The sequence below is a fragment of the Devosia sp. genome, assembly GCF_024707125.1.
Classification (GTDB): domain Bacteria; phylum Pseudomonadota; class Alphaproteobacteria; order Rhizobiales; family Devosiaceae; genus Devosia.
Genome location: NZ_JANQAH010000011.1, coordinates 87,962 through 108,962, shown reverse-complemented (window position 1 = coordinate 108,962; position 21,001 = coordinate 87,962). Strand labels below are relative to the sequence as shown.

Genomic DNA, 21,001 nt, shown 5'->3' with positions numbered 1-21,001 from the left:
TGCTGTCTGGATTCAGATCAATCGTGGAGGCGCTTTTCGCCGGCTTCGATGCGGATCGGCAGCACGTTTTCGGCCGGCGGCAGCGGGCAGATGGCGTGTTCGGTGAAGGCGCAGGGCGGGTTAACCGCCTTGTTGAAGTCGAGCACGATGGTTTTGTCGGTAACATCTTCGCCGAAGACGAAGCGGCAGGCGGCATAGGTGGAGTCACGCGAGGTCTGGTCGCGGATCACGAACTGCGGGGATTCCGCCGTGCCATGGGTGGCGAGCAGTTCATAGGTGACGCCATCGCGGGTGAAGACGGCCTTGTGGGTTGCTTCGACCTCGGTCTGGATCGCCTTGGATGTGCTGATGGTCAGGCCCTTGGGTGCCTCGAAGGCAACCCAGTCGGCCGTGATGCGCCAGGTGGGGTCGAGCGGGAAATATTCGAGCGGCTGCAACTGGTTGGGCGCGTCCGATGTCGTGTCGCGTACGCGCAGGGCATTCTCGCCATTGAGCGAGGTGACTTCCAGCAGCAGATTGCCGGCGGTGAAGCGCGGCGGGCTGTATTTTGAGAGTTTCAGCACCTGGGCGGCGCTGCCATCGGCGGGGGTGTAGGTGACGGTGCCTTCGGTATCCTGGGTCAGGCTGCCGACATAGGACGGGCCGGAGGAAAGGATGATGTCATTGTCCGCGGCAGCGCCGACGGTGACGGTGCCTTCGGCCAGCCAGACGCGGGCGATGATGTTGAGCCAGCCATTGGGCGCCTTGAGCGCGGCGAGGCGTTTTTGCTGCCAGTCGGCATATTGGGTTGCATAGTCGGTCATGAAGACACCTCGTGGAGGGTAAGGCGCGGCACGCTGGCAAGCAGGCGCTGCGTATAGGGATGTTTGGGATTGGCGAGAACGTCGGCCGTTCCGCCGGCTTCGACGATGCGGCCTTTTTCGAGAATGACGATGCGTCGGCAGAGCGCGGCGACGACGCCGATATCGTGCGAGACGAAGAGCAAGCTCATGGTTTTGCTGAGGCCGGCAAGGAGGTCGACGATGCGAATGCGGGTCGTCAGATCGAGGGCGCTGACCGCTTCGTCGGCAAGCAGCAGGCGTGGGCCGGGCACGATGGCGCGGGCAATGGCGATGCGCTGGCGCTGGCCGCCGGAGAACTGATGGGGGAAGCGTGTTCCGACATCGCGGTCGAGGCCGACGGCTTCGAGGGCGTCGCCTACCATCTTGTTGTGATCGCCGGGGATTTTTAGCGAGCGCAGGGGTTCGGCGATGATGGATTGGATCGTCTGGCGCGGATCGAGCGAGGAATAGGGGTCCTGGAAGACCACCTGAGCTTGGCGGCGGAAATCGCGCATGAAGGTGCCGTTGCCGGGATCGAGCGGTTTTCCGTCGAAGGTGATGCTGCCGCTGTCAGGCCGGGCGAGGCCGAGGAGGAGGCGCAGTAGGGTGGTCTTGCCCGAGCCGCTTTCGCCGACAAGGCCGATGGTGTCGCCGGGGGCGATCTCGAGCGAGACGTCATCGAGAATGCGGCGGTTGGCGGTGTAGCCAAAGCTGACGTGGTCGGCGCGGACGAGGCTCATACGCGGCCCTCCATGGCGTCGTCGAGGCGACGGGCGGCGGCGAGGAGGCTCTTGGTGTAGTCGTGGCGCGGATTGCCGAAGACTTCAGCGACATTGCCGGCCTCGACGGTTTCGCCTTGTCGCAACACGACGACGCGCTCAACCGTGTTGGCGACAACGGGCAGGTCGTGGCTGATGAAGAGGAGAGCCATATTGCGCTCGCGAACCAAGCGGTCGAGGAGGCCGAGGATTTCGGCCTGGGTGGTGACGTCGAGGGCGGTGGTGGGCTCGTCGGCGATGAGCAGGTCGGGCTTGCAGGCGAGGGCCATGGCGATGGCGATGCGCTGGCGCTGGCCGCCAGAAAGCTCGTGCGGATAGGATTTGGCGATGCGCTGCGGTTCGGGCAGGGCGACCTCGTCGAAGAGAGCCAGAACAGCCTGATCGAGGGCTGTACCGGAGAGCGGCGTGCCATCGCGCTTGGCGCGGCGGGCGAGGGGTTCTGCTACCTGCTTGCCGACGCGCATCAGCGGATCGAGGGCTGTAAGGGGCTCCTGGAAGACGATGGCGACGGCAGTGCCGCGCAACTGGTTCAGCTCGCGGTCAGGCGCGCCAATGACTTGCTTGCCCGCGAGAATGGCGGAGCCGGAGGCCGAGAGGCCGGCTGGCAGGAGGCCCGTGGCGGCGAGTGAGGTGAGCGATTTTCCGGAGCCGGATTCGCCGATCAGGCCAAGCCGTTCCCCGCGGTTGAGCGAAAAGGAAAGGTTCGACACCAGCGCCTTGCTGCCCGCATGGACGGACAGATTTTCGAGGGAGAGAAGAGCGGTCATCGTGCGCGCCTCGTCGGGTCGATGGTGTCGCGCAGGCCGTCGGCCAAGAGGTTGACGCCGATGGCGAGGGAGACCAGCGCAATGCCGGGGGCGATGGCGCCGAGAGGGGCAGTGTACACCGTGCCCTGGGCTTCCTGGAGAATGCGGCCCCATGAGGCGTTTGGCGGCGGGGCGCCGAGGCCGAGATAGGAGAGCGAGGCTTCGGCGATGACGGCGAGGCCGAATTGCAGGGCGAAATTGACCGACAGGGTGGGCCAGATATTGGGCAGGATATGGATGGCGACGATTTTGGGCCACCCACTGCCGGAGGTGCGGGCTGCCGTGATGTAGTCCATCACCAGCACGCGCTTGGCGAGAATGCGGGTGAGGCGCGCGACGATGGCCGAGAGGGCGATGCCGAGGGCAAAAATAGCCGACCAGAGATTGGCCGTATCGCTGGCTGCAACCACCAGCATGGCGATCAGCAGAGTGGGGAAGGCGATGAGAATGTCGAGCGTCGCCGCCAGTGCGTCGTCGAGCCACTTGCTGGCGAATGCGGCGAGAAGGCCGAGGGTGACGCCGATGACAGCGCCGATAGTGACGGCGCCGACGCCGACGATGAGGGCGATGCGGCTGCCGATCATCATCTGGGTGAAGAGATCGCGGCCGAGGCGGTCGGTGCCGAGCCAGTGGAGGAGGCTTGGCCCCTCGAGGCGACCGCCGGCCATGGCGGTGGGGTCGTAGGGCAGCCAGACGAGGGTAAGGAGGCCAATGGCGATGTGGACGCCGACCAGCACCACTCCGGCCTTGAGGGCCAGGGAGTGGGATTTTTTGTCGGCGGGAGCGGTCATGGTGGTGGTGCTCATGCCAGCGCCCTCCCGCGACCGCGGAGGCGCGGATCGATGAGGCGCTGGATGATATCGGCGGCAAAGCCGATCAGCAGAACGAGAAGGGTCGAGATGAAGAGAACGCCCTGCACATTGGGATAGTCGCGCTGCTGGATGGCGAGGAGCAGCATGGAGCCGAGGCCGGGCAGCGAAAAGACGCGCTCGATGACCACGGCGCCGAGGAAGGTGCTGGCGAGTTCGATGCCGAGAATGGAAATGACCGGCACGGCACCGTTGCGGACGCCATGGCGGATGAGGGCTTCGGGGAAACTGGCGCCGAGGGCGCGGGCGGTGCGGAGAAAGTCGCTGCCGAGAACGTCGAGCGTGGCGGCGCGGACATAGCGCAAGAGGGAGGCGCCCATGACGAGGCCGATGGTGAGCGAAGGCAGGATCATGCCGGTGATGGCTTCGCCGAAGTTGGCCCAGCCTTTCAACGGGAAGCCGCCGGAGGGAAGCCAGCGTAGATTGATGGAAAAGAGCGTCACGAGCAGGATGCCGAGCCAGAAGACCGGGATGGCGATGCCGAGTTGGGAGACGACGGAGATGGCGGCGCCATACCATTTGTCGGAGCGGACTGCGGCGATGATGCCGAGCGGGATGGCGAGGGCAAGGGCGACGAGGAAGCCGAAGAAGGTGAGCGGCAGGGTGACGACCATGCGGTTGCCGATCTCGCCCAGCACCGAGGCGCGGCTGACGAAGGAGGTGCCGAGGTCGAGCCGGGCAAGATTGCCGATGAAGCCGACGAACTGGACGTAAAGCGGTTGATCCGAGCCGACCTGCGCGCGGGCGGCGGCGATCTGTTGCTCGGTGGCACCGACGCCGAGGAGAGCATTGGCCGGATCGCCGGGGAGGAGGCGCAGCAGCACGAACAGCACAACCGCTGCGATAAACAGCGAGGCGATCAGGATCAGCGTGCGGCGGATGGTGTAGGCGAGAATGGTTTTAGTCCTTGCGCGATATCAGACGCGACAATAGCGGGGCCGTAAGGGCAAAGCCACCGGCCGAGGGGCCGGTGGACAGAGTGTTCAACGATATTCCCTTGGCCACTGCGTCATTCCCGCGAAAGCGGGAATCTCTGCTTTGGCGGTGCGAGATTCCCGCTTTCGCGGGAATGACGCAGTGGGATTGGAAGCGTTACTCGCTCTTCTGGATGTCGTAGGCGAAGAACTGGGAGTTCAGGCCGTTGATCGGGTAGCCGGTGACGTTGGCGGCCGAAACGACGATCTGCGGGTAGAGGTAGAGCCAGTTGCCGGCTGCGTCTTCCGCGATGATCTTGTTGGCTTCGGTCAGCTTTTCGACCTGTTCGGCTTCCGAGCCGGCCGATTCAGCATCAGCCACGAGCTTGACGACGTCGGGGTTGTTGTAGCCCCAGTAGAAGTCCGGGTTGCCGTAGAAGACGATGTCGCGGTGGTTGACGTGCTCCTGCAGCGTCGCCTCGAAATTCTTCTCCTGGTAGATCTTGGTGTACCACTCGTTGGCGGTGATGATGTTGATGTTCACCTTCACGCCGATCTTGGCATATTCGGACTGCAGGAACTGCGCCACGATCGGATGCGGATCGTAGTCGGGCGTGTCGAGGGTGAATTCAAAACCATCGGGATAGCCGGCTTCGGCGAGGAGCGCCTTGGCGCTTTCGACGTCATAGGCATCGACGCCCGTGAGGTCGACATACCACGGGTCGGTCGGCGGTACGAAGGAGCCGATCAGCGTGCCATAGTCACCCCAGATGGAGTTGAGGAGGCGTGCCTTGTCGGTGGCGCGGGCCAGAGCCTTGCGGACCTTGACGTTGTCGAAGGGAGCGACGCGGTCGTTATAGGCCAGCAGTTCCTTGGTGGTGGAAGCGCCTTCGGTGACGGTGAAGGCCGGGTTGCCGGCAAACTGGGCCAGGGAATCCGGGCTCTGCACCGAGGTGATCACGTCGACGGCGTTCGTCAGCAGCGCGTTGTTGAGCGCGGTGGCGTCGGTGAAATAGGTGTAGACGACTTCGGCATTGGTCGGGGCTTCGCCCCAATAGCTGTCGTTGCGCTCGAGAGCCAGGGCCGAACCGCGGCGCCATTCGCTGAGCGAATAGGGGCCGGTGCCGTCTTCGGTGGCCGTGATGTCGGTCGCGGCGTCGTTGACGATCCAGACATAGGAGAGGTTGTAGGGCAGCGAGATCGAGCGAGCCGAGAGGGTGATCACGACCGTCTTGTCATCGGGGGTTTCGATGCCGGTGATGGTGGAGAGGCTGCGCTTGCGCGAGCTCTTCGAGGCTTCGGAGGTGACGCGCTCGATCGAGTACTTTACGTCGGCTGCGGTCAGCGGGTCGCCGGAGTGGAAGGTGACGCCGTCCTTGAGGGTGAAGGTATAGGTCAGGCCGTCTTCGCTGGCTTCATAGCTTTCGACGAGCTTGGGTTCGACCGAACCGGCATCGGTCAACTGGAACAGGGCTTCATAAACGTTGCCGTTGAAGGCTTCGTTGATGCCCTGGCCTGCGCCGGCGGTGTTGTCGAGGTTCTGCGGCTCGTAGAGCGAGCCGATGCGGATGGAGGCGTCCGGATTGAAGTCCTGCGCGAGGACGGAGGCGGGCAGGGCAACGCCGGCCAGGAGGGCGGCGAGAAGGAGGGTTTTCGTGGTCATGAGACGCTCCAGTTATTGGTTGGCTTCAATCTAGTTCTGGCCGGGATAAATCTCTACCGTCTTGATAGACAATCTTGTGCCGCGCTTGGGCGCATTCAGGCATTTCGTTTTCTTTGAGATCAAGGAAATAGAAATGCGTTCCGGCAGCCTACGCCAGGGGCCGGAGTTTTGAAATGTCATTTCGGCGGCATGTGGCCCGTTGCACGCTGTCGTGTCCGGCACTCTTAGTGGTTTTCACTAACGTAAAATCTCCGTAAGATTATCACGGAGACGGGCTGACATGATCGACGAAAACGATCCGGATGGGTTTGGCGAACGGCCTTTGGCCGGGTTCACCCATTCGATCGATAGTCACCTCGCCTTCTATCGTTTCGCACTGACCGCCTATAATTATCGCTGTGCCATCAGTGGTTTGCGATTTCCTCCTGATGCTCAGATTCTGCATGAGCAGCTTTCGGTGGTGCCAATCCATCCGCGTGAACTCGGCGGTTCGCTTGAGATCGGCAATGCACTGGTGCTGGAAGCCAGCATGGCCGACGCTTTTGCGCGCGGACTGATTGCGGCCACCGACGACTGGCAGGTGATCGTGCCGCGGCCGGAAGCGCTGGCCGAGGAGCAAAGGCGACACGTGGTGGCAGGGCGGGTGCTGTTCGTTCCGGCCGAGCCCATGTTCCGGCCTGTGGCAAAAAACCTGCAATTTCATCGGCTTACGATCGCCAGATATCACCGATAGGCTCACCGGTCGCGATTGTTGTGGCAAAGCTCGCCTGTGGCTGGAAATTTTTGCACGGCGAGAGCAGGCTGGGGTAGTTTCTTCCATACTAGGATCGTTCCGTGCCATTCCCCGATCTCGTCCACCCCGCGCTTGGTGCCTATCGCAGCGCGGTAGAAATTCCCGCTGATTTTTCAACATTCTGGGCCGAGACGCTGGCCGAAGCGCGCGGCATTGGCGGGGCGGTTGTCATCGAGCCGGTGGAAACGTCGCTGAAACTCGTTGAAGCCTTCGATGTGACCTTTCCCGGCTTCGGCGGGCATCCCGTAAAAGGCTGGCTGGTGCTGCCGAAGAACAGGGAAGGAAAGCTGCCGCTGGTGGTACAGTTCATCGGCTATGGCGGCGGTCGCAGCTTTCCGCATGAACTGCTGCATTGGGCGGCCTCGGGCTATGCCTATTTCCGCATGGATACGCGCGGGCAGGGCAGCAGCTGGAGCATGGGCGCGACGCCCGATCCGATCGGCTCCACCTCGTCCATTCCGGGCGTGATGACCAAGGGCATTCTGGACAAGAACGACTACTACTATCGCCGCCTCTTTACCGATGGCGTCCGGGCCGTGGACATGCTCTTGGCTCAGGATTTTGCTGATCCTGAGCGCGTGGCCGTTTGCGGCGGCAGCCAGGGTGGCGGCATTGCGCTGGCGGTGGCGGGGATTGATAGCCGGGTGAAGGCGGTGATGCCGGATGTTCCGTTCCTCTGCGATTTTCCGCGTGCCGTGCGTTCTGCCGGGCGCGATCCCTATCTCGAGATTGTACGCTACCTTGCCCAGCACAGGGATAAGTCGGCCAAGGTCTTCGAGACGTTGCGCTATTTCGATGGCGTCAATTTTGCGCGGCAGAGCAAGGCGGCGGCTTTGTTCTCGGTGGCGCTGATGGACGACATCTGCCCGCCTTCGACGGTCTACGGCGCCTACCAAGCCTTCGCCGGCGCGGACAAAACCATTGTGGAATATGAATTTAACAACCACGAAGGCGGTGGGCCGTTCCAGGATCGCGAGCAGATGAAATGGCTCGGAAAGCGGTTTGGAATGGCCTGAATCGGAGAAATCTTGCTTTATTCAAAAAACGCAAATATTGCGTAGTGGGGTAAGCAGGATTTTTGAGATGCCAAGCAAGCGCGCCAGTCAAGCCGATATCGCCGAAAAGCTCGGGGTGTCCGTGTCGACTGTGTCGCGCGCGCTGGCCAATGAAATCGGCATCAGCGACGCGGTGCGACGCGACGTACAGCGCGTTGCCCGCATGCTCGGCTACAAGAGCAAGCATGTGCCGGCGGCGGGCAATCTCGACAAGCGCGCCGTCGCCATGGTGCCGCTCAATGGCGCCATTGGCAGCCTTGCGAGTTTTTACCACGGCATCGTGGAGGGTATGCGCAGCCAGGCGGCGGAGTCGGGCATCGTGCTCGATGTGCGGCTGGTCAATGAGGACCTGGTGACGCTCGACTTTGTGCAGCGGCACATGGCGAAATCGGGTGCGGGCGGGCTGGTCCTTGCCGGTATCGACCCCGTCGAACCGCTGGTGGAATGGGCGCTCGATGCCGATGTCAGCCTGGTTCTCGCCAATGGCGTTGACCCCAAGATGCGGCTGAGCTCGGTGGCGCCGGCCAATTTTTACGGCGCCTATATGGCGACGCAGCACCTGATCGATGCCGGGCATCGCAAGCTCCTGCATTACACCTATCGGCACCGGCATACGATCCTGCAGCGCCGACGCGGCTTCGAGGCGGCCATAGCGGCAACGCCCGATGCCGTGGGCACTATCGTCACGGCCAACGAGAATTCAGGCAAGGAACTGCTGGCTGGCCTATTGAGCGGCAAGTATGACGCGACGGCTGTGTTCTGCTGGAATGACAGTGTTGCCGTGTCCATGGTCGATGCTCTCCTGGGGCAGGATTCCCCGATGCCGAAGAACTTTTCGCTGATGGGATTTGACGACCTTCCCATCGCCGGCATGGCGAGCCCTCGGCTCAGCACGGTGCGGGTGGATCGCGAGGCGATCGGTCGCGGCGTGGTGCGGCTGCTTTCCCAGCAAATGGATGGTGAGCGGGCGGTGCAGCACCTGGAGATCGGGCTGACGCTGGTTGAGGGCGAGACGGTTCATCCGTTTGAGTGACGGCTGCTCCAGCCTGTTGAGCTGAACTAAACATGTCGTCATTGCCGGCTTGTCCCGGCAATCCATCTCGCCGCCGCATGGACCACCGGGACAAGCCCGGTGGTGACGATGGGCGTGTGGTTCAGGTCTTTCCTGGCATCGGTAGATCCTGCCAGTGGCCAGCATCTTGGGCTCGATTTTTGGCCTGGTTGTGAGCATCCCAACGCAAACTTTTTTGCCCTCCATGTTGAAAAACACTCGGTTTAGCGCGGTTCTTCGTTCGCTATCCGTCTCGTTCTGCAATGCAATTCTCGCAATATTGCGTAAATTGCGTGAAATGCGCAAATTGCTTGAATTTGCGCAAGATTGTGCATAGCGTTGCACTCGTTCGGTGACGAATAAGGCAGCTGCCGGTTAGCAGACTGTTGGCATCGAACGTAACCTGGGAGGGGAATTGGTGACTCTTCGGCAGTGGCATGCGGAACCGGCGCAGGAGGTGCTCAAGGCAGCATCCGAAGGCCGGCCGTTCACTGCCTGGTCGCATCCCAGAAGTCGAGAACTAGGCAAGGCATTGCTCTCCGGCATCGCTGTCGGAGCGTTGAGCCCTGCTGTCGTCATCTTGCCGCTCGTCTGAGCGGTGGGCCGTCCTAGAGGCGGGGTCAATCGATGGCGAGCTGCGGAGGAAGCGGCTCTGCCGAATGTGATTGCCGGGGCAGAACCCGGAATTGGGAGGACTATGTATGGGAAAGAATTTTGCTCTTGGTTTGACCGGAGCCGTGGCCATTGCGGCCATGATGGCCGCGGTTGGACCGGCATGGGCGCAGCAGCAGTCGCCGGTGCTGGATGCGGCTGTCGCCAGCGGTGAACTGCCGCCGGTTGCCGAGCGTCTGCCGGCCAATCCGCTGGTGATCACGCCGGTCGAAAGCGTTGGCACCTATGGCGGCACCTGGCACAGCGCCCTGCGCGGCGGCCTCGACAATGCCTGGATCGGCCGCACCGTCGCCTATGACGGGCTCGTTCGCTATGACCGCGAATGGAAAGAGATCATTCCGAACCTGGCCGAAAGCTGGGAAGTCAGCGAGGACGCGCGCACCTATACCTTCAAGCTGCGCGAAGGCCTCAAGTGGAACAATGGCAAGCCATTTACCAGCGCCGACATCGCCTTTGCGGCCGAGCTCTTCAGCGAGCCGACCTATGGCGCCGGCACTTTCATGAAAAACCCGAACAATCCGGTAAAGGTCGAAGTCGTCGACGAGACGACGTTCAGCCTCGTCTTTGAAAAGCCAAATGGCGTGATCATGGACGACCTGGCCAGCATCAACGGCCTCACGCTGGTTTCGCTCAACAAGGAATATTGCAGCCAGTTCTACCCCAAGTACAATCCGAACGCGGCGGCGGAAGCCAAGGCGGCGGGCTTTGAGACCTGGGAACTCTGGATGACCGACCGCTGCTCGTGGGCGACGGAAACCATCCGCTGGGCCAATCCCGAACTGCCGATGATGAATGCCTGGATGATCGAGGAGCCGCTCAAGGGTGACTCGACCCGGACCACCTTCGTGCGCAACCCGTACTACTGGAAGGTCGACACCGAAGGGAACCAGCTGCCCTATATCGACCGGCTCGAAATGCGCGTTTCGGACTCGCTCGAAGAAATCACCCTGATGGCGCTCAATGGCGAGATCGACTACCAGGATCGCCATATCGCAACCGTTGCCAACCAGCCGATCTTCTTCGACGGCCAGGAAGCCGGCGACTATCGCCTGGGCGAAAACATCCCGTCCAACATGAATACCCTCATGTTGCAGTTCAACATGAACCATGTGGACGAGAAGCGTCGCGAACTGTTCCAGAGCAAGGACTTCCGCGTCGGCATCAGCCATCTGATCGACCGGCAGGAAATCATCGACGTGATCTTTACCGGCCAGGGCGAACCCTACCAGGCCGCGCCGCGTCCGGAATCCCCGTTCTATGACGAGGAAATGGCCAAGCAATATACCGAGTTCGACCCCGATGCGGCTGCTGCCGCGTTCGAGGCCGCGGGCCTCATCAAGAGCGGCGAATTCTACACCTTTGCCGATGGCACTCCGCTCAAGATCACCATCGACATGATCTCCTCGTTCCGTTCGGAATGGGTCGACATGATGGAACTGCTGCAGCTGCAGCTCGAGGCCGGTGGCGTTGATATCGAACTCAACAATATCGACCGCACGCTCTACTACGAAAAGCGCCCGACTGGCGACTATGACGCGCAGATCTGGCAGGGCGATGGTGGCCTCGATGTGATCCAGGAGCCGCGCTACTACCTGCCGGCCAACGATGAATCCGTCTGGGCCTATCGCTGGGCACAGTGGTTCCAGGGCTCGCGTCCGGAAATCGCCGAAGAGCCGGCTGACTGGGCCAAGGAACAGATGGACCTGCTCAACAAGCTGCGCAGCGAAGGCAATCCGGAAGTGCGCAACGACCTGATGAAGCAGATCCTTGCCATCTCCAAGGAGAACTTCCCGGTGATCGGCGTGAGCCTGCCTGGCAATGGCTACTACATTGCCAAGAACAATATGCGGAACATCGCCGAACCGATGCTGCACGCATACCTGTTCCCGACCCCGGCACCCTATGACCCGTTCCAGTGGTATTTCGCCCAGGAATAGGGTCCCTCCCGGCCCCTCGCGACCCCTCCCCAGGGCCGCGAGGGGACTAAAAAGTGGGAGAGCTGTTCACTTGGCTCACCCCCACCCTTGATCCCTCCCCACAAGGGGGAGGGAGACGATAGAACCGAGACATTTCAGCCTGCGCCTCCCTCCCCCTTGTGGGGAGGGAATGAGGGTGGGGGTGCCTCCAAGGCACCGAGTTCGTAATACCAAGGAGACGCCCCATGATGCGTTTCGTTTTCCGGCGTCTCATCGCCATGGTTCTTACGCTCTGGGCCGTCAGCTTCGTGGCTTTTGCCATTATCCAGCTGCCGCCGGGCGACTATCTCACCACTTATCTCGCGACCCTCAGCGCCAATGGCGATCGGGTGGATCCGGCGACCATCGAGGCGCTGCGCGTGCAATATGGTTTTGGCGAGCCCTATATCGTCCAATACTGGAAATGGTTCTCGGGCATCCTGTTCCGTGGCGATTTCGGGCAAAGCTTTGAGTGGAAGGCGCCGGTGACGACCCTGATCTGGGGGCGCCTCGGCAATTCCATCCTCGTCGAAGGCCTCGCTGTCCTCGTCATGTGGTTCATCGCCCTGCCCATCGGCATCTATGTGGCGGTGAAGAAGTATTCGCTGGGTGATTATCTGGCGACCATTGCCGGCTTCATCGGCCTTGCGATCCCGAATTTCCTCCTGGCGCTGCTGCTGATGTATCTCAGCTTCGTCTGGTTCGGTACGACCATCGGCGGGCTGTTCTCGTCCGAATTCGAGAATGCGCGCTGGAGCCTGCCGCGGCTGTGGGACTTCTTCTCCCATGCCTGGGCGCCGATCCTGGTGCTGGCGACGGCGGGTACGGCGGAGCTGATCCGCATCCTGCGCGCCAATCTGCTCGATGAACTGAAGAAGCCCTATGTGACGACGGCCCGCGCCAAGGGCCTGTCGGAATGGAAGGTCATTCTCAAATATCCCGTGCGTGTGGCGCTCAATCCGCTGGTGTCGACCATCGGCTGGCTGTTGCCGGCGCTGGTGTCGAGTTCGGTGATCGTGTCGGTGGTGCTCAACCTGCCGACGGCCGGACCGCTGCTGCTGCGATCCTTGACAAGCCAGGACATGTATCTCGCAGGGGCGATCATCATGCTTCTCGGTGTGCTCACCGTCATCGGCACCCTGATCTCGGACCTGCTTCTGGCCTGGATCGACCCCCGAATTCGCTATGGGAGTAAGTGATATGGCCGTTGATACGATTGCCCCGGCCGAACACGTTGCGCCGAAAAGGCTCAAGCGCGAATCCCAGCTGGCCCTGATGTGGCGGCGCTTCAAGCGCCACCAGCTCGCCGTGGTCAGCCTCTGGATCGTGGTGTTTTTCTACCTCGTCGCGGCCTTTGCCGAGTTTTTAGCGCCGACCGATCCTGCCGCCTATAGCGCGCGCTACACCTATGCGCCGCCGCAGGGATTGCAGTTCATCGTCGCCACAGAAGATGGCGGTTGGGCGTTCCAGCCGCATGTGAATGGCTACAAGACCGAGGTCGATCCCAAGGCCATGCGCCGCAGTTTCGTGATCGATCCGGAAGTGATCATTCCGGTGCAGTTCTTCGCACCCTCAAAGCCCTATTACCTGGCCGGGTTCATCCCCATGTCGGTGAAATTCATGGGCGTCGAGAACCCGCGCGATCCCTTCTATGTGCTGGGGGCCGACCGGTTGGGTCGCGACATGCTGAGCCGTCTTATTCACGGCACGCGCATTTCGCTTTCCATTGGTCTTGCCGGTGTGACGCTGAGCCTCTTCTTCGGCATCGTGATCGGTGGGTTCGCGGGTTACTACGGCGGCTGGTTCGACAGCACTGTGATGCGTGTGGTCGAGTTCATTCGCTCCATGCCGACCATTCCGCTCTGGCTCGGGCTTGCCGCGGCACTGCCCAAGGATTGGTCTGCGCTACAAACCTACTTTGCCATCACGATTATCTTGTCCCTTATCGGCTGGACCGAACTGGCGCGTGTGGTGCGCGGGCGTTTCCTGTCGCTCAGGACGGAAGATTTCGTGACTGCGGCGCAGCTCGATGGGGCCAGCGACTGGCGGATCGTGACGCGGCATATGGTGCCGAGCTTTACCAGCCACATCATTGCGGCAGCGACACTCGCCATTCCCGGTATGATCCTGGCGGAGACGGCGTTGTCGTTCCTCGGGCTCGGGTTGCAGCCGCCGATCGTCAGCTGGGGCACGCTGCTGCAGGAAGCGCAGAATATCCGCACGCTGGCGACGGCGCCGTGGCTGCTGGCTCCGGGCTTATGCGTGGTGATTGTAATCCTTTCGCTCAACTTCTTCGGGGACGGCCTTCGCGACGCCGCTGATCCTCATGGCCGGTAATTTTCAACTTCGGGAGTGCCTGGCATGACCAAGCCCCTCCTTTCCATCAATGACATGTCGATCGTCTTCACCTCGCCCGATGAGCCCGATATCGAGGCGGTGCGGCAGGTGGACCTGACGCTGACGCCTGGCAAGACGCTGGCTCTGGTGGGCGAAAGTGGCTGCGGGAAGTCGGTGACGGCCCGGGCCGTGCTGCGACTGCTCGACAAGAATGCCGATATTCGCACCGGCGAGATCGTCTATGACGGGCGCGACGGGCAGGTCGATATTGCCCGGCTCAAGCCCGACAGCACCGCCATGCGCTCCATTCGCGGTGCGCAGATTTCGATGATCTTTCAGGAGCCGATGAGCTCGCTGTCGCCGGTCCATACGATCGGCAACCAGATCGACGAGATCATCGTGCTGCATGAAGGACTAAAGCCCAAGCAGGCGCGGGAGCGCACGATTGCGCTACTCGACCAGGTGGGCGTGCCCGGCGCGCGGGATCGGGCCAATGCCTATCCGTTCGAGCTTTCGGGCGGCCTCAGGCAGCGCGCGATGATCGCCATGGCGCTGGCCTGTACGCCCAAATTGCTGATTGCCGACGAGCCGACCACGGCGCTCGACGTGACGACGCAGGCGCAGATTCTGGACCTGCTGCGGCAGCTTCAGGACGATTTCGGCATGGCCATGCTGTTCATCACCCATGACCTCGGGGTCGTCGCTGAAATCGCCGACGATATTGCGGTGATGTATCTCGGCGATGTGGTGGAGCAGGGGGATGTCTTTGAAGTCTTCAAGGCGCCGAAACATCCTTACACGCAGGCGCTGATGAACTCGGTGCCGCAATTGCAGCGGAAGGCCGATCGTGTGCGGCTTCAGCCGATCAAGGGCACGGTGCCGTCGCCCAAGGATCGTCCGGTCGGGTGCTCTTTCACCAGCCGTTGCCCGCATGCCTTTGGGCCATGCGCCGGCACGCGGCCGGAGCGCACGCAGGTCACAGAGGGCCATATGGCGCGCTGCCATCTCCTCACTCAGGTCAAAGAGGAGGCGCTCGCATGACGACGCTGCTTTCCGTCGAACATCTCTCGAAGGTCTATACGCTTGGCGGCGGGCTCTTCAAACAGAGCCGGGAGCTGGTCGCGCTCAACGACATCAACCTGACGGTGGAGGCGGGGGAGACCCTGGCCATTGTTGGCGAAAGCGGCTGCGGCAAGACCACGCTCGGGCGCTGCATCATCAAGGCGCAGCCTGTGACTGAGGGTAAGGTGTTTTACCATCAGGAAGGCGGGCAGAAGGTTGAGCTGACGTCGCTCGACAAGAAGGCCATCAAGCCGTGGCGGCGCGACATCCGGATGATCTTCCAGGACCCGATGAGCTCGCTGAACCCCAATATGCGGGTGTTCGACATCGTCGCCGAGCCGCTGCGGGTGCACAAGATCTGCAAGGGGCGGGAGCTGGAGGAGCGGGTGGTTTCCACCCTCGCCAAGGTGGGCATCCCCGCCGACGCCATCGGGCGCTATCCGCACGCCTTTTCGGGCGGGCAGCGGCAGCGCATCGGTATTGCCCGGGCACTGGTGCTCGATCCGAAACTGGTGATTGCGGACGAGGCGGTGTCCGCGCTCGACGTGTCGATCCAGGCGCAGGTGCTGAACCTGCTCGACGATCTCAAGGAAGAGTTTGGGCTGACCTATATCTTCATCAGCCATGATCTTGGCGTGGTGAACTACATCGCCGACCGGGTGGTGGTGATGTATCTCGGCCATGTGGTCGAGACCTCGCCGACCGAGCTGCTGTTTGAGCGGCCACGGCATCCCTATACGGAAATGCTGCTCGAAGCGCTGCCCATTGCCGATCCCAGCCGGCGCAAGGGGCGGAACAAGGAACTGAAGGGCGAAATCCCTTACCTGGGCAACCGGCCCAAGGGCTGCCCGTTCCACACGCGCTGCAAGTATGCCGAGGACAAGTGCCGGGCCGAAAAGCCGGTGCTGCGCCCCATCAATGGCACGGCCCAGATGGCCGCTTGCCACTTTGCCGAAACACTCGATCTCAAGGGCGCTTACGACGCTGCGCCGCAAAAGGCTTTTGCTTGAAATGACTTATGATCCGGCCACGGCCAATCCACTTTTTGGAAACCCCCTCAAGTCGCGAGATGATGTCGAAAAGGGGCTTCGCGACCTGTTCCAGCCGCTGCTGCCCTATTTCTCCGAAGGGTCGGCCCGCGTGCGGCTCGATGGGGCTGGGGCGCATTTCGATCGCGCCGCAGCTGATCTCGAAGGTTTTGCGCGCCCGCTCTGGGGCCTGACGCCGCTGGCGGCGGGCGGTGGGGAGTTCGACCACTGGGAGCTTTACCGGCAGGGCCTCGCCAATGGCACTGATCCCGAGCATCCGGAATATTGGGGCACGGTGAACGGCACTGACCAGCGTCAGGTGGAACTTGCGGCCATCGGCTTTACCATGAAGATGCTGCCGCATCTGGTGTGGGATCCGCTGCCGCAGAAGGCCAAGGACAATCTGGCGGCCTATTTGAAGCATGCGCGCAAGTTCGACTATGCGGACAATAACTGGAAGTTCTTCCGCATTCTGGTCGATCTTGGGCTTGAACAGTGTGGGGTCGATTTCGATCGGTCGCTGACCGACAAGTACCTCGAAGAGCTGGAGGGTTTCTATCTCGGGGGTGGCTGGTATCGCGACGGCAATGTGCGGCGGGTCGACCATTACATTCCCTTCGCCATGCACTTTTATGGGCTGATCTATTCCAAACTCGCCAATGGCGATGAGAAGCGCGTGGCCGACTACAAGGAGCGGGCGCGGCTCTTTGCCAAAGACATCCAGCACTGGTTCGATGAGGATGGCGGCACGCTGGCCTTCGGGCGGAGCCTCACCTATCGCTTTGCCTGCGGTGGTTTCTGGGGCGCTCTGGCCTTTGCCGATGTCGAGGCGCTGCCCTGGGGTGTCATCAAGGGGCACTTCCTGCGGCATCTGCGCTGGTGGAGCAAGCTGCCGATTGCGCATGCCAACGGCGTGCTGTCGATCGGCTACGGCTATCCCAACCTCTTCATGTCCGAGAGCTACAATTCGGCGGGTTCGCCCTATTGGGCGCTGAAAGCCTTCCTGCCGCTGGCGCTGCCGGCTGACCATCCGTTCTGGACGGCGGAGGAAGTCGAGGCCGATTTCCATGCGAAGCCCGTGCCCCTAAAGCATCCGGGCATGGTGATGCAGCACACCAAGGGCAATGTGGTAGCCCTCTCGAGCGGTCAGCAGGTGCGGTTCGGTCGCAAGACCTGGCACATGCGCCAGGGCGCGGAGAAGTATAGCAAGTTCGTCTATTCGTCGCGCTACGGCTTCTCGGTGGAGTCGGACGACCGCGACTACGATAGCGGCGCGTTTGACGGCATGCTGGCCTTTACCGATGACGGGCTGCATTACCGGGTGCGCGAAGGCAACGAGGTCGCCCAGATCGCCGAAAATGTGCTGTTTGCGCGCTGGAAGCCGTGGGCTGACGTAACGGTCGAGACCTGGCTTGTTCCGGCCCATCACTGGCATGTGCGCGTCCATCGCATTACCACGCCGCGACCCCTGCAGGCGACCGAAGGCGGTTTCGCCATCGGCCGGGCTGACTTCAATGCCGACACCTATGTGGATGAGCCAGGACGCGGGGTGGCCAAGAGCAAGACCGATGTCAGTGCCATTCTCGATCTTGGTGGAAAGCGCCAGGGGCGGGCGTTCCGGGCGCTGCCCAATACGAACCTGGTCGTCTCGAAATCGATCGTGCCGCAATTGCTCGGCGATATTCCGGTGGGAACGACCGTCTTGATGACGGCGGCCATGGCCCTGCCGGCGGGCGCGGAGGCCGAGGCTGCGCTCGTGGCACCGCCGCATGCGCCTGACCTTGCCGCGCTTGAGGCGCTCTTCGCCCGTGAGGGTGTTGATGTCAGTGCCATATTGGTGCCGGAGCGGAACTGATGCGTCCAAAACTTCTCTTTGCCATGGCGGCAGACAAGACGCGGCATGTCTTCGACGACGCTCTTCGCGACCGCCTCGAACAGACCTGCCAGCTCCTGCAGCGCGAGCCGATCGAGAATTTCTCCGACCCCGAGGCAAGGCGGCTTCTGGGCGAGGCAGAAATCCTCGTCTCCGGCTGGGGCTGTCCGATGATCGGGCCGGAGCTTTTGCGGGCGGCGCCGAACCTGAAGCTGATTGCCCATGCGGCAGGGACGGTGAAATTCACCGTCGACCCGGCGGCCTATGTGGCCGGGATCAGGGTGACGCATTCGGCCGAGGCCAATGCGGTGCCGGTGTCGGAATTCACGCTGGCTTCCATTCTGTTTTCGGCCAAGCACATCTTTACCCTGCGCGATCTCTACCGGCAGGAGCCGAACCGCCGCTCCAGCTACGCGCTGGGCGATACGGAAATCGGCAATTTCCGCAGGACCGTGGGCATTGTCGGGGCATCGCGCATCGGGCGGCGGGTGATCGAACTGCTGCGCAATTTCGATTTTTCCGTGCTGCTCTATGATCCCTTCGTGCAGGCGGGTGATCCTGATCTCGAAGGGGTGGAGCTGGTGGAACTCGACGCGCTTATGGCGCGGTCGGATGTTGTTTCCATCCATGCCCCGCTCCTGCCTTCGACGCGGGGCATGATTGGGGCGCGGCAGTTGAAACTGATGAAGGACGGAGCGACCTTCATCAATACCGCACGCGGCGGGCTGATCGACGAGGCGGCTTTGGTGGCCGAGTTGCAGACAGGGCGGATCTTTGGTGTCATCGATGTGACCGATCCGGAAATTCCGCATGATGACTCGCCGCTCTTTACACTGCCCAATGTTTTCCTGACGCCGCATGTGGCGGGGGCCATTGGCACCGAGCGGCTGCGGCTGGGGTTGATGGCGGTGGAAGAGATCGAACGTTTTATCGAGGGCAAGCCCATGCTCTATGAAGTGCAGCCGGAATTGCTGGAAAGGCTGGCGTGATGAACAGCATTGGTCCCTTGCCGGGTGAGGACGCAGACTGGTGGAATGCCCGCCTGCAATTCCTGACCTGGGATCGGAAGCCTGAAGACGTCGATAGCGAGGAGCATCGGGCGCGGCAAGCGGAGCTGGCGCTGCGGGCGGGCGCGAGCTTTGCGCCGAGTGCTTATGTGGCGGCGGATGCGGCGATCTTTACGACGCATCTGGTTTTGGGCGAGCAGAGCTGGATTGGCGGGCACGCGCTGGTGCGTGGCGATGTCGAGTTCGGCACGCATTGCACGGTCAATCCCTATGCGATGATTTCGGGGAAAGTGCGCTGCGGCGATGGTGTGCGGATCGCGAGCCATGCCTCGCTCGTCGGGTTCAACCACGGCTATGACGATCCCGATATGCCGATTTATCTGCAGAAGCACGAGAGCCTCGGCATCACCATCGAGGACGATGTTTGGGTCGGGGCCAATGCGGTTATCGTCGATGGCGTCACCATTGGGCGCGGGGCGGTGATCGCTGCCGGAGCGGTGGTCAGCAAGGATGTGCCAGCGATGGCCATCGTTGGTGGCGTGCCGGCCAAGGTGCTGCGTTTTCGCGGGCGGGGCCGCAAGGACGACACGCGAAAGCAGCTTGAGGCGCTGGGGGATCGGGCGGGAAAACAGTGGCGCGACGTGCTGGCCGAGAATTTCGATGGCGAAGCCTATGTGTCGCGCGAGCATGACGGCGAGGCTCGGCGGAGCAATCGGCATCTTTGCGATGCTATCGAGATCGCGGCTTCGTTCGATCAATTGCCGCCGGGGCTCGATGTGCCGGGGACGCTGGCGCGCTTGCAGGCGGTGCAGGACGCGGTAACCGGGCTGTTCCCCGATCCGTTCCAAGCGCCCAAGCCGGGCACGGCGCAGCGCGACGATGGGCTGGCGCTCTATAATGTGCTCTCGACGGGTTACGCGATCGAGGTGCTGGGCGGGCAGCCGCTGCATCGGGTCGAGGCGGTGGAGATACCGGCGACAGAGCTGCGGCTTTGGCTTGAAAGCCTGCCCTGGCGCGAGCGGGCCTGGGGCGCAGGGGCGGCGGTCGATGCGATCGGCACGGCGCTCTATTTCAATGCGCGGTATTTTACGACCGGCACCTCGCGCGAAACGCTGTTTGGCTGGCTGGCGATGCGGCAGGATCGCGGCGCGGGGCTTTGGGGCTCACAGACGGCGGCAGAGGGCTTGCTGCAACCGGTCAATGGGTTTTATCGGCTGACCCGCGGCACCTATGCCCAGTTCGGCATTGCTGTCCCGCGGCCGGAAGCGGCGATCGACTCAGTGCTGCTCAACCATCGGAATTACGGTGGTTTCTCGGGGCGAACTTACACGGCCTGTAACCTGCTCGACACCATTCATCCGCTGCTGTTGTGCCTTCAGCAGACCGATCATCGGCGCGCGGAAGCTGAGCAGATTGCGCGCTCGGTCATCGCGCGGGCGGGCGAGCGCTGGATCGACGGGAAGGGCTTTGCCTTTGCCGATGGGCAGACGCCGGGGCTGCAGGGCACGGAAATGTGGCTGTCGGTGGTGCATCTTTCTGCGAAGCTTTTGGGCATTGAAGATGCCTTTGCCTTCGTGCCCAAGGGCGTGCATCGGACTGAGGCGGTGGGATTGGGGCTATGACCAAAAAAGCACTCGTCGTCTGGGGCGGCATGGAGCTGCATACGCCGGAACGCGGCGCCAATGTCGTCAGGCAATTGCTTGAGGAAGAGGGTTTTGCCGTCACCGTGACGCCGGATTATGAGGCGCTGGGTGCCGAGGATGTCGGCAGCAATGACCTCGTTGTGCCTGTCATTACCGACGGTACGCTGGCGCCCGAGAAGATGAACAATCTCGTCGCCGCCATTCGGGCGGGGACGGGGCTGGCGGGCTATCACATGGGGCTGGCGACGACGTTTCGCGCCAGCGTGCCGTTCCGTTATGCCGCCAGCGTTTATTGGGTGCAGCATCCGGGCAATATCATCACCTACAAGGTCGATGTGACGCGCTCGGATCATCCGATCATGGCGGGGATCGAAAGCTTTGAGCATACCTCGGAGCAGTATTATCTGAACTATGATCCGGCGGTTGAGGTATTGGCCACGACCAGGTTCTCGGGGGAGTTTCATCCCTGGCGCAAGGATGTTGTGATGCCGGTGGTATTTACGACCACGCATGATCAGGGGCGGGTGTTTTATTCCTCGCTCGGGCACACTGCGGATGAGCTGGAAATTCCGCAGGTGAGGACGATCTTGAAGCGCGGGTTATTGTGGGCGGCCAGGTAGGCGCTCTTCGTTCCAAAGAAAAACGGTGTCATCCCCGCGAAAGCGGGGATCTC

18 protein-coding genes are annotated in these 21,001 nt (G+C 62.1%); 12 read left to right on the top strand and 6 right to left on the bottom strand.

The features are described 5' to 3' along the window. Positions 1-17: 17 nt before the first annotated feature. From NVV77_RS15660 to NVV77_RS15635, 6 genes are all read right to left on the bottom strand, one after another. Positions 18-803, bottom strand: a complete 786-nt coding sequence (locus NVV77_RS15660) for a DUF1684 domain-containing protein (protein WP_295414861.1) — start codon at positions 801-803, stop codon at positions 18-20. Next, entirely contained in the window at positions 800-1,561 is a 762-nt protein-coding gene (locus NVV77_RS15655; protein WP_295414859.1) for an ABC transporter ATP-binding protein, read from the bottom strand. The genes NVV77_RS15660 and NVV77_RS15655 overlap by 4 nt, the downstream gene beginning before the upstream one ends. After that, entirely contained in the window at positions 1,558-2,367 is an 810-nt protein-coding gene (locus tag NVV77_RS15650) for an ABC transporter ATP-binding protein (protein WP_295414857.1), read from the bottom strand. Before NVV77_RS15650 ends, NVV77_RS15655 begins: the two co-directional genes overlap by 4 nt. After that, entirely contained in the window at positions 2,364-3,197 is an 834-nt protein-coding gene (locus NVV77_RS15645) for an ABC transporter permease (protein WP_295416161.1), read from the bottom strand. The genes NVV77_RS15650 and NVV77_RS15645 overlap by 4 nt, the downstream gene beginning before the upstream one ends. 11 nt (positions 3,198-3,208) lie before the next feature. Further along, positions 3,209-4,156, bottom strand: a complete 948-nt coding sequence (locus NVV77_RS15640; protein WP_295416159.1) for an ABC transporter permease — start codon at positions 4,154-4,156, stop codon at positions 3,209-3,211. Between the two features lie 211 nt (positions 4,157-4,367). Continuing rightward, positions 4,368-5,852 (bottom strand): ABC transporter substrate-binding protein, encoded by a 1,485-nt coding sequence (locus NVV77_RS15635; protein ID WP_295414855.1) that lies wholly within the window; start codon positions 5,850-5,852, stop codon positions 4,368-4,370. 280 nt (positions 5,853-6,132) lie between these two features. On the opposite strand from NVV77_RS15635, the gene NVV77_RS15630 reads away from it, so the two are divergent. The 12 genes from NVV77_RS15630 to NVV77_RS15575 all read left to right on the top strand — a co-directional run bounded on the left by NVV77_RS15630 (position 6,133) and on the right by NVV77_RS15575 (position 20,948). After that, positions 6,133-6,585, top strand: coding sequence for a hypothetical protein (locus NVV77_RS15630; RefSeq protein ID WP_295414853.1), 453 nt, complete (start codon positions 6,133-6,135; stop codon positions 6,583-6,585). Positions 6,586-6,686: 101 nt separating this feature from the next. Beyond that, on the top strand, positions 6,687-7,661 hold the full coding sequence (locus tag NVV77_RS15625; RefSeq protein ID WP_295414851.1) for an acetylxylan esterase: 975 nt from the start codon (positions 6,687-6,689) through the stop codon (positions 7,659-7,661). 67 nt (positions 7,662-7,728) lie between these two features. After that, positions 7,729-8,733 carry a LacI family DNA-binding transcriptional regulator gene (locus NVV77_RS15620; protein WP_295414849.1) on the top strand — a complete coding sequence of 335 codons (1,005 nt, stop codon included), beginning with the start codon at positions 7,729-7,731 and terminating at the stop codon, positions 8,731-8,733. A 719-nt stretch (positions 8,734-9,452) separates the two neighbouring features. Next, positions 9,453-11,360 (top strand): ABC transporter substrate-binding protein, encoded by a 1,908-nt coding sequence (locus tag NVV77_RS15615; RefSeq protein WP_295414848.1) that lies wholly within the window; start codon positions 9,453-9,455, stop codon positions 11,358-11,360. A 224-nt stretch (positions 11,361-11,584) separates the two neighbouring features. Then, positions 11,585-12,577: an ABC transporter permease gene (locus NVV77_RS15610; RefSeq protein ID WP_295414846.1), complete on the top strand. Its 993-nt coding sequence runs from the start codon at positions 11,585-11,587 to the stop codon at positions 12,575-12,577. A gap of 1 nt (position 12,578) precedes the next feature. Next, complete coding sequence (locus NVV77_RS15605) at positions 12,579-13,715, top strand: ABC transporter permease (RefSeq protein WP_295414845.1); 1,137 nt, start codon at positions 12,579-12,581, stop codon at positions 13,713-13,715. Between the two features lie 24 nt (positions 13,716-13,739). Further along, on the top strand, positions 13,740-14,756 hold the full coding sequence (locus NVV77_RS15600) for an ABC transporter ATP-binding protein (protein ID WP_295414843.1): 1,017 nt from the start codon (positions 13,740-13,742) through the stop codon (positions 14,754-14,756). Further along, complete coding sequence (locus NVV77_RS15595) at positions 14,753-15,787, top strand: ABC transporter ATP-binding protein (protein WP_295414841.1); 1,035 nt, start codon at positions 14,753-14,755, stop codon at positions 15,785-15,787. Before NVV77_RS15600 ends, NVV77_RS15595 begins: the two co-directional genes overlap by 4 nt. 1 nt (position 15,788) lies before the next feature. Beyond that, positions 15,789-17,660 (top strand): DUF2264 domain-containing protein, encoded by a 1,872-nt coding sequence (locus tag NVV77_RS15590; protein WP_295414840.1) that lies wholly within the window; start codon positions 15,789-15,791, stop codon positions 17,658-17,660. Then, a complete protein-coding gene (locus tag NVV77_RS15585) occupies positions 17,657-18,667 on the top strand; it encodes a hydroxyacid dehydrogenase (protein ID WP_295416156.1) in 1,011 nt (336 codons plus the stop codon). The genes NVV77_RS15590 and NVV77_RS15585 overlap by 4 nt, the downstream gene beginning before the upstream one ends. Continuing rightward, complete coding sequence (locus tag NVV77_RS15580) at positions 18,667-20,307, top strand: DapH/DapD/GlmU-related protein (protein ID WP_295414838.1); 1,641 nt, start codon at positions 18,667-18,669, stop codon at positions 20,305-20,307. The genes NVV77_RS15585 and NVV77_RS15580 overlap by 1 nt, the downstream gene beginning before the upstream one ends. Continuing rightward, complete coding sequence (locus NVV77_RS15575) at positions 20,304-20,948, top strand: ThuA domain-containing protein (RefSeq protein ID WP_295414836.1); 645 nt, start codon at positions 20,304-20,306, stop codon at positions 20,946-20,948. Before NVV77_RS15580 ends, NVV77_RS15575 begins: the two co-directional genes overlap by 4 nt. The last annotated feature ends 53 nt before the right edge of the window (positions 20,949-21,001 follow it).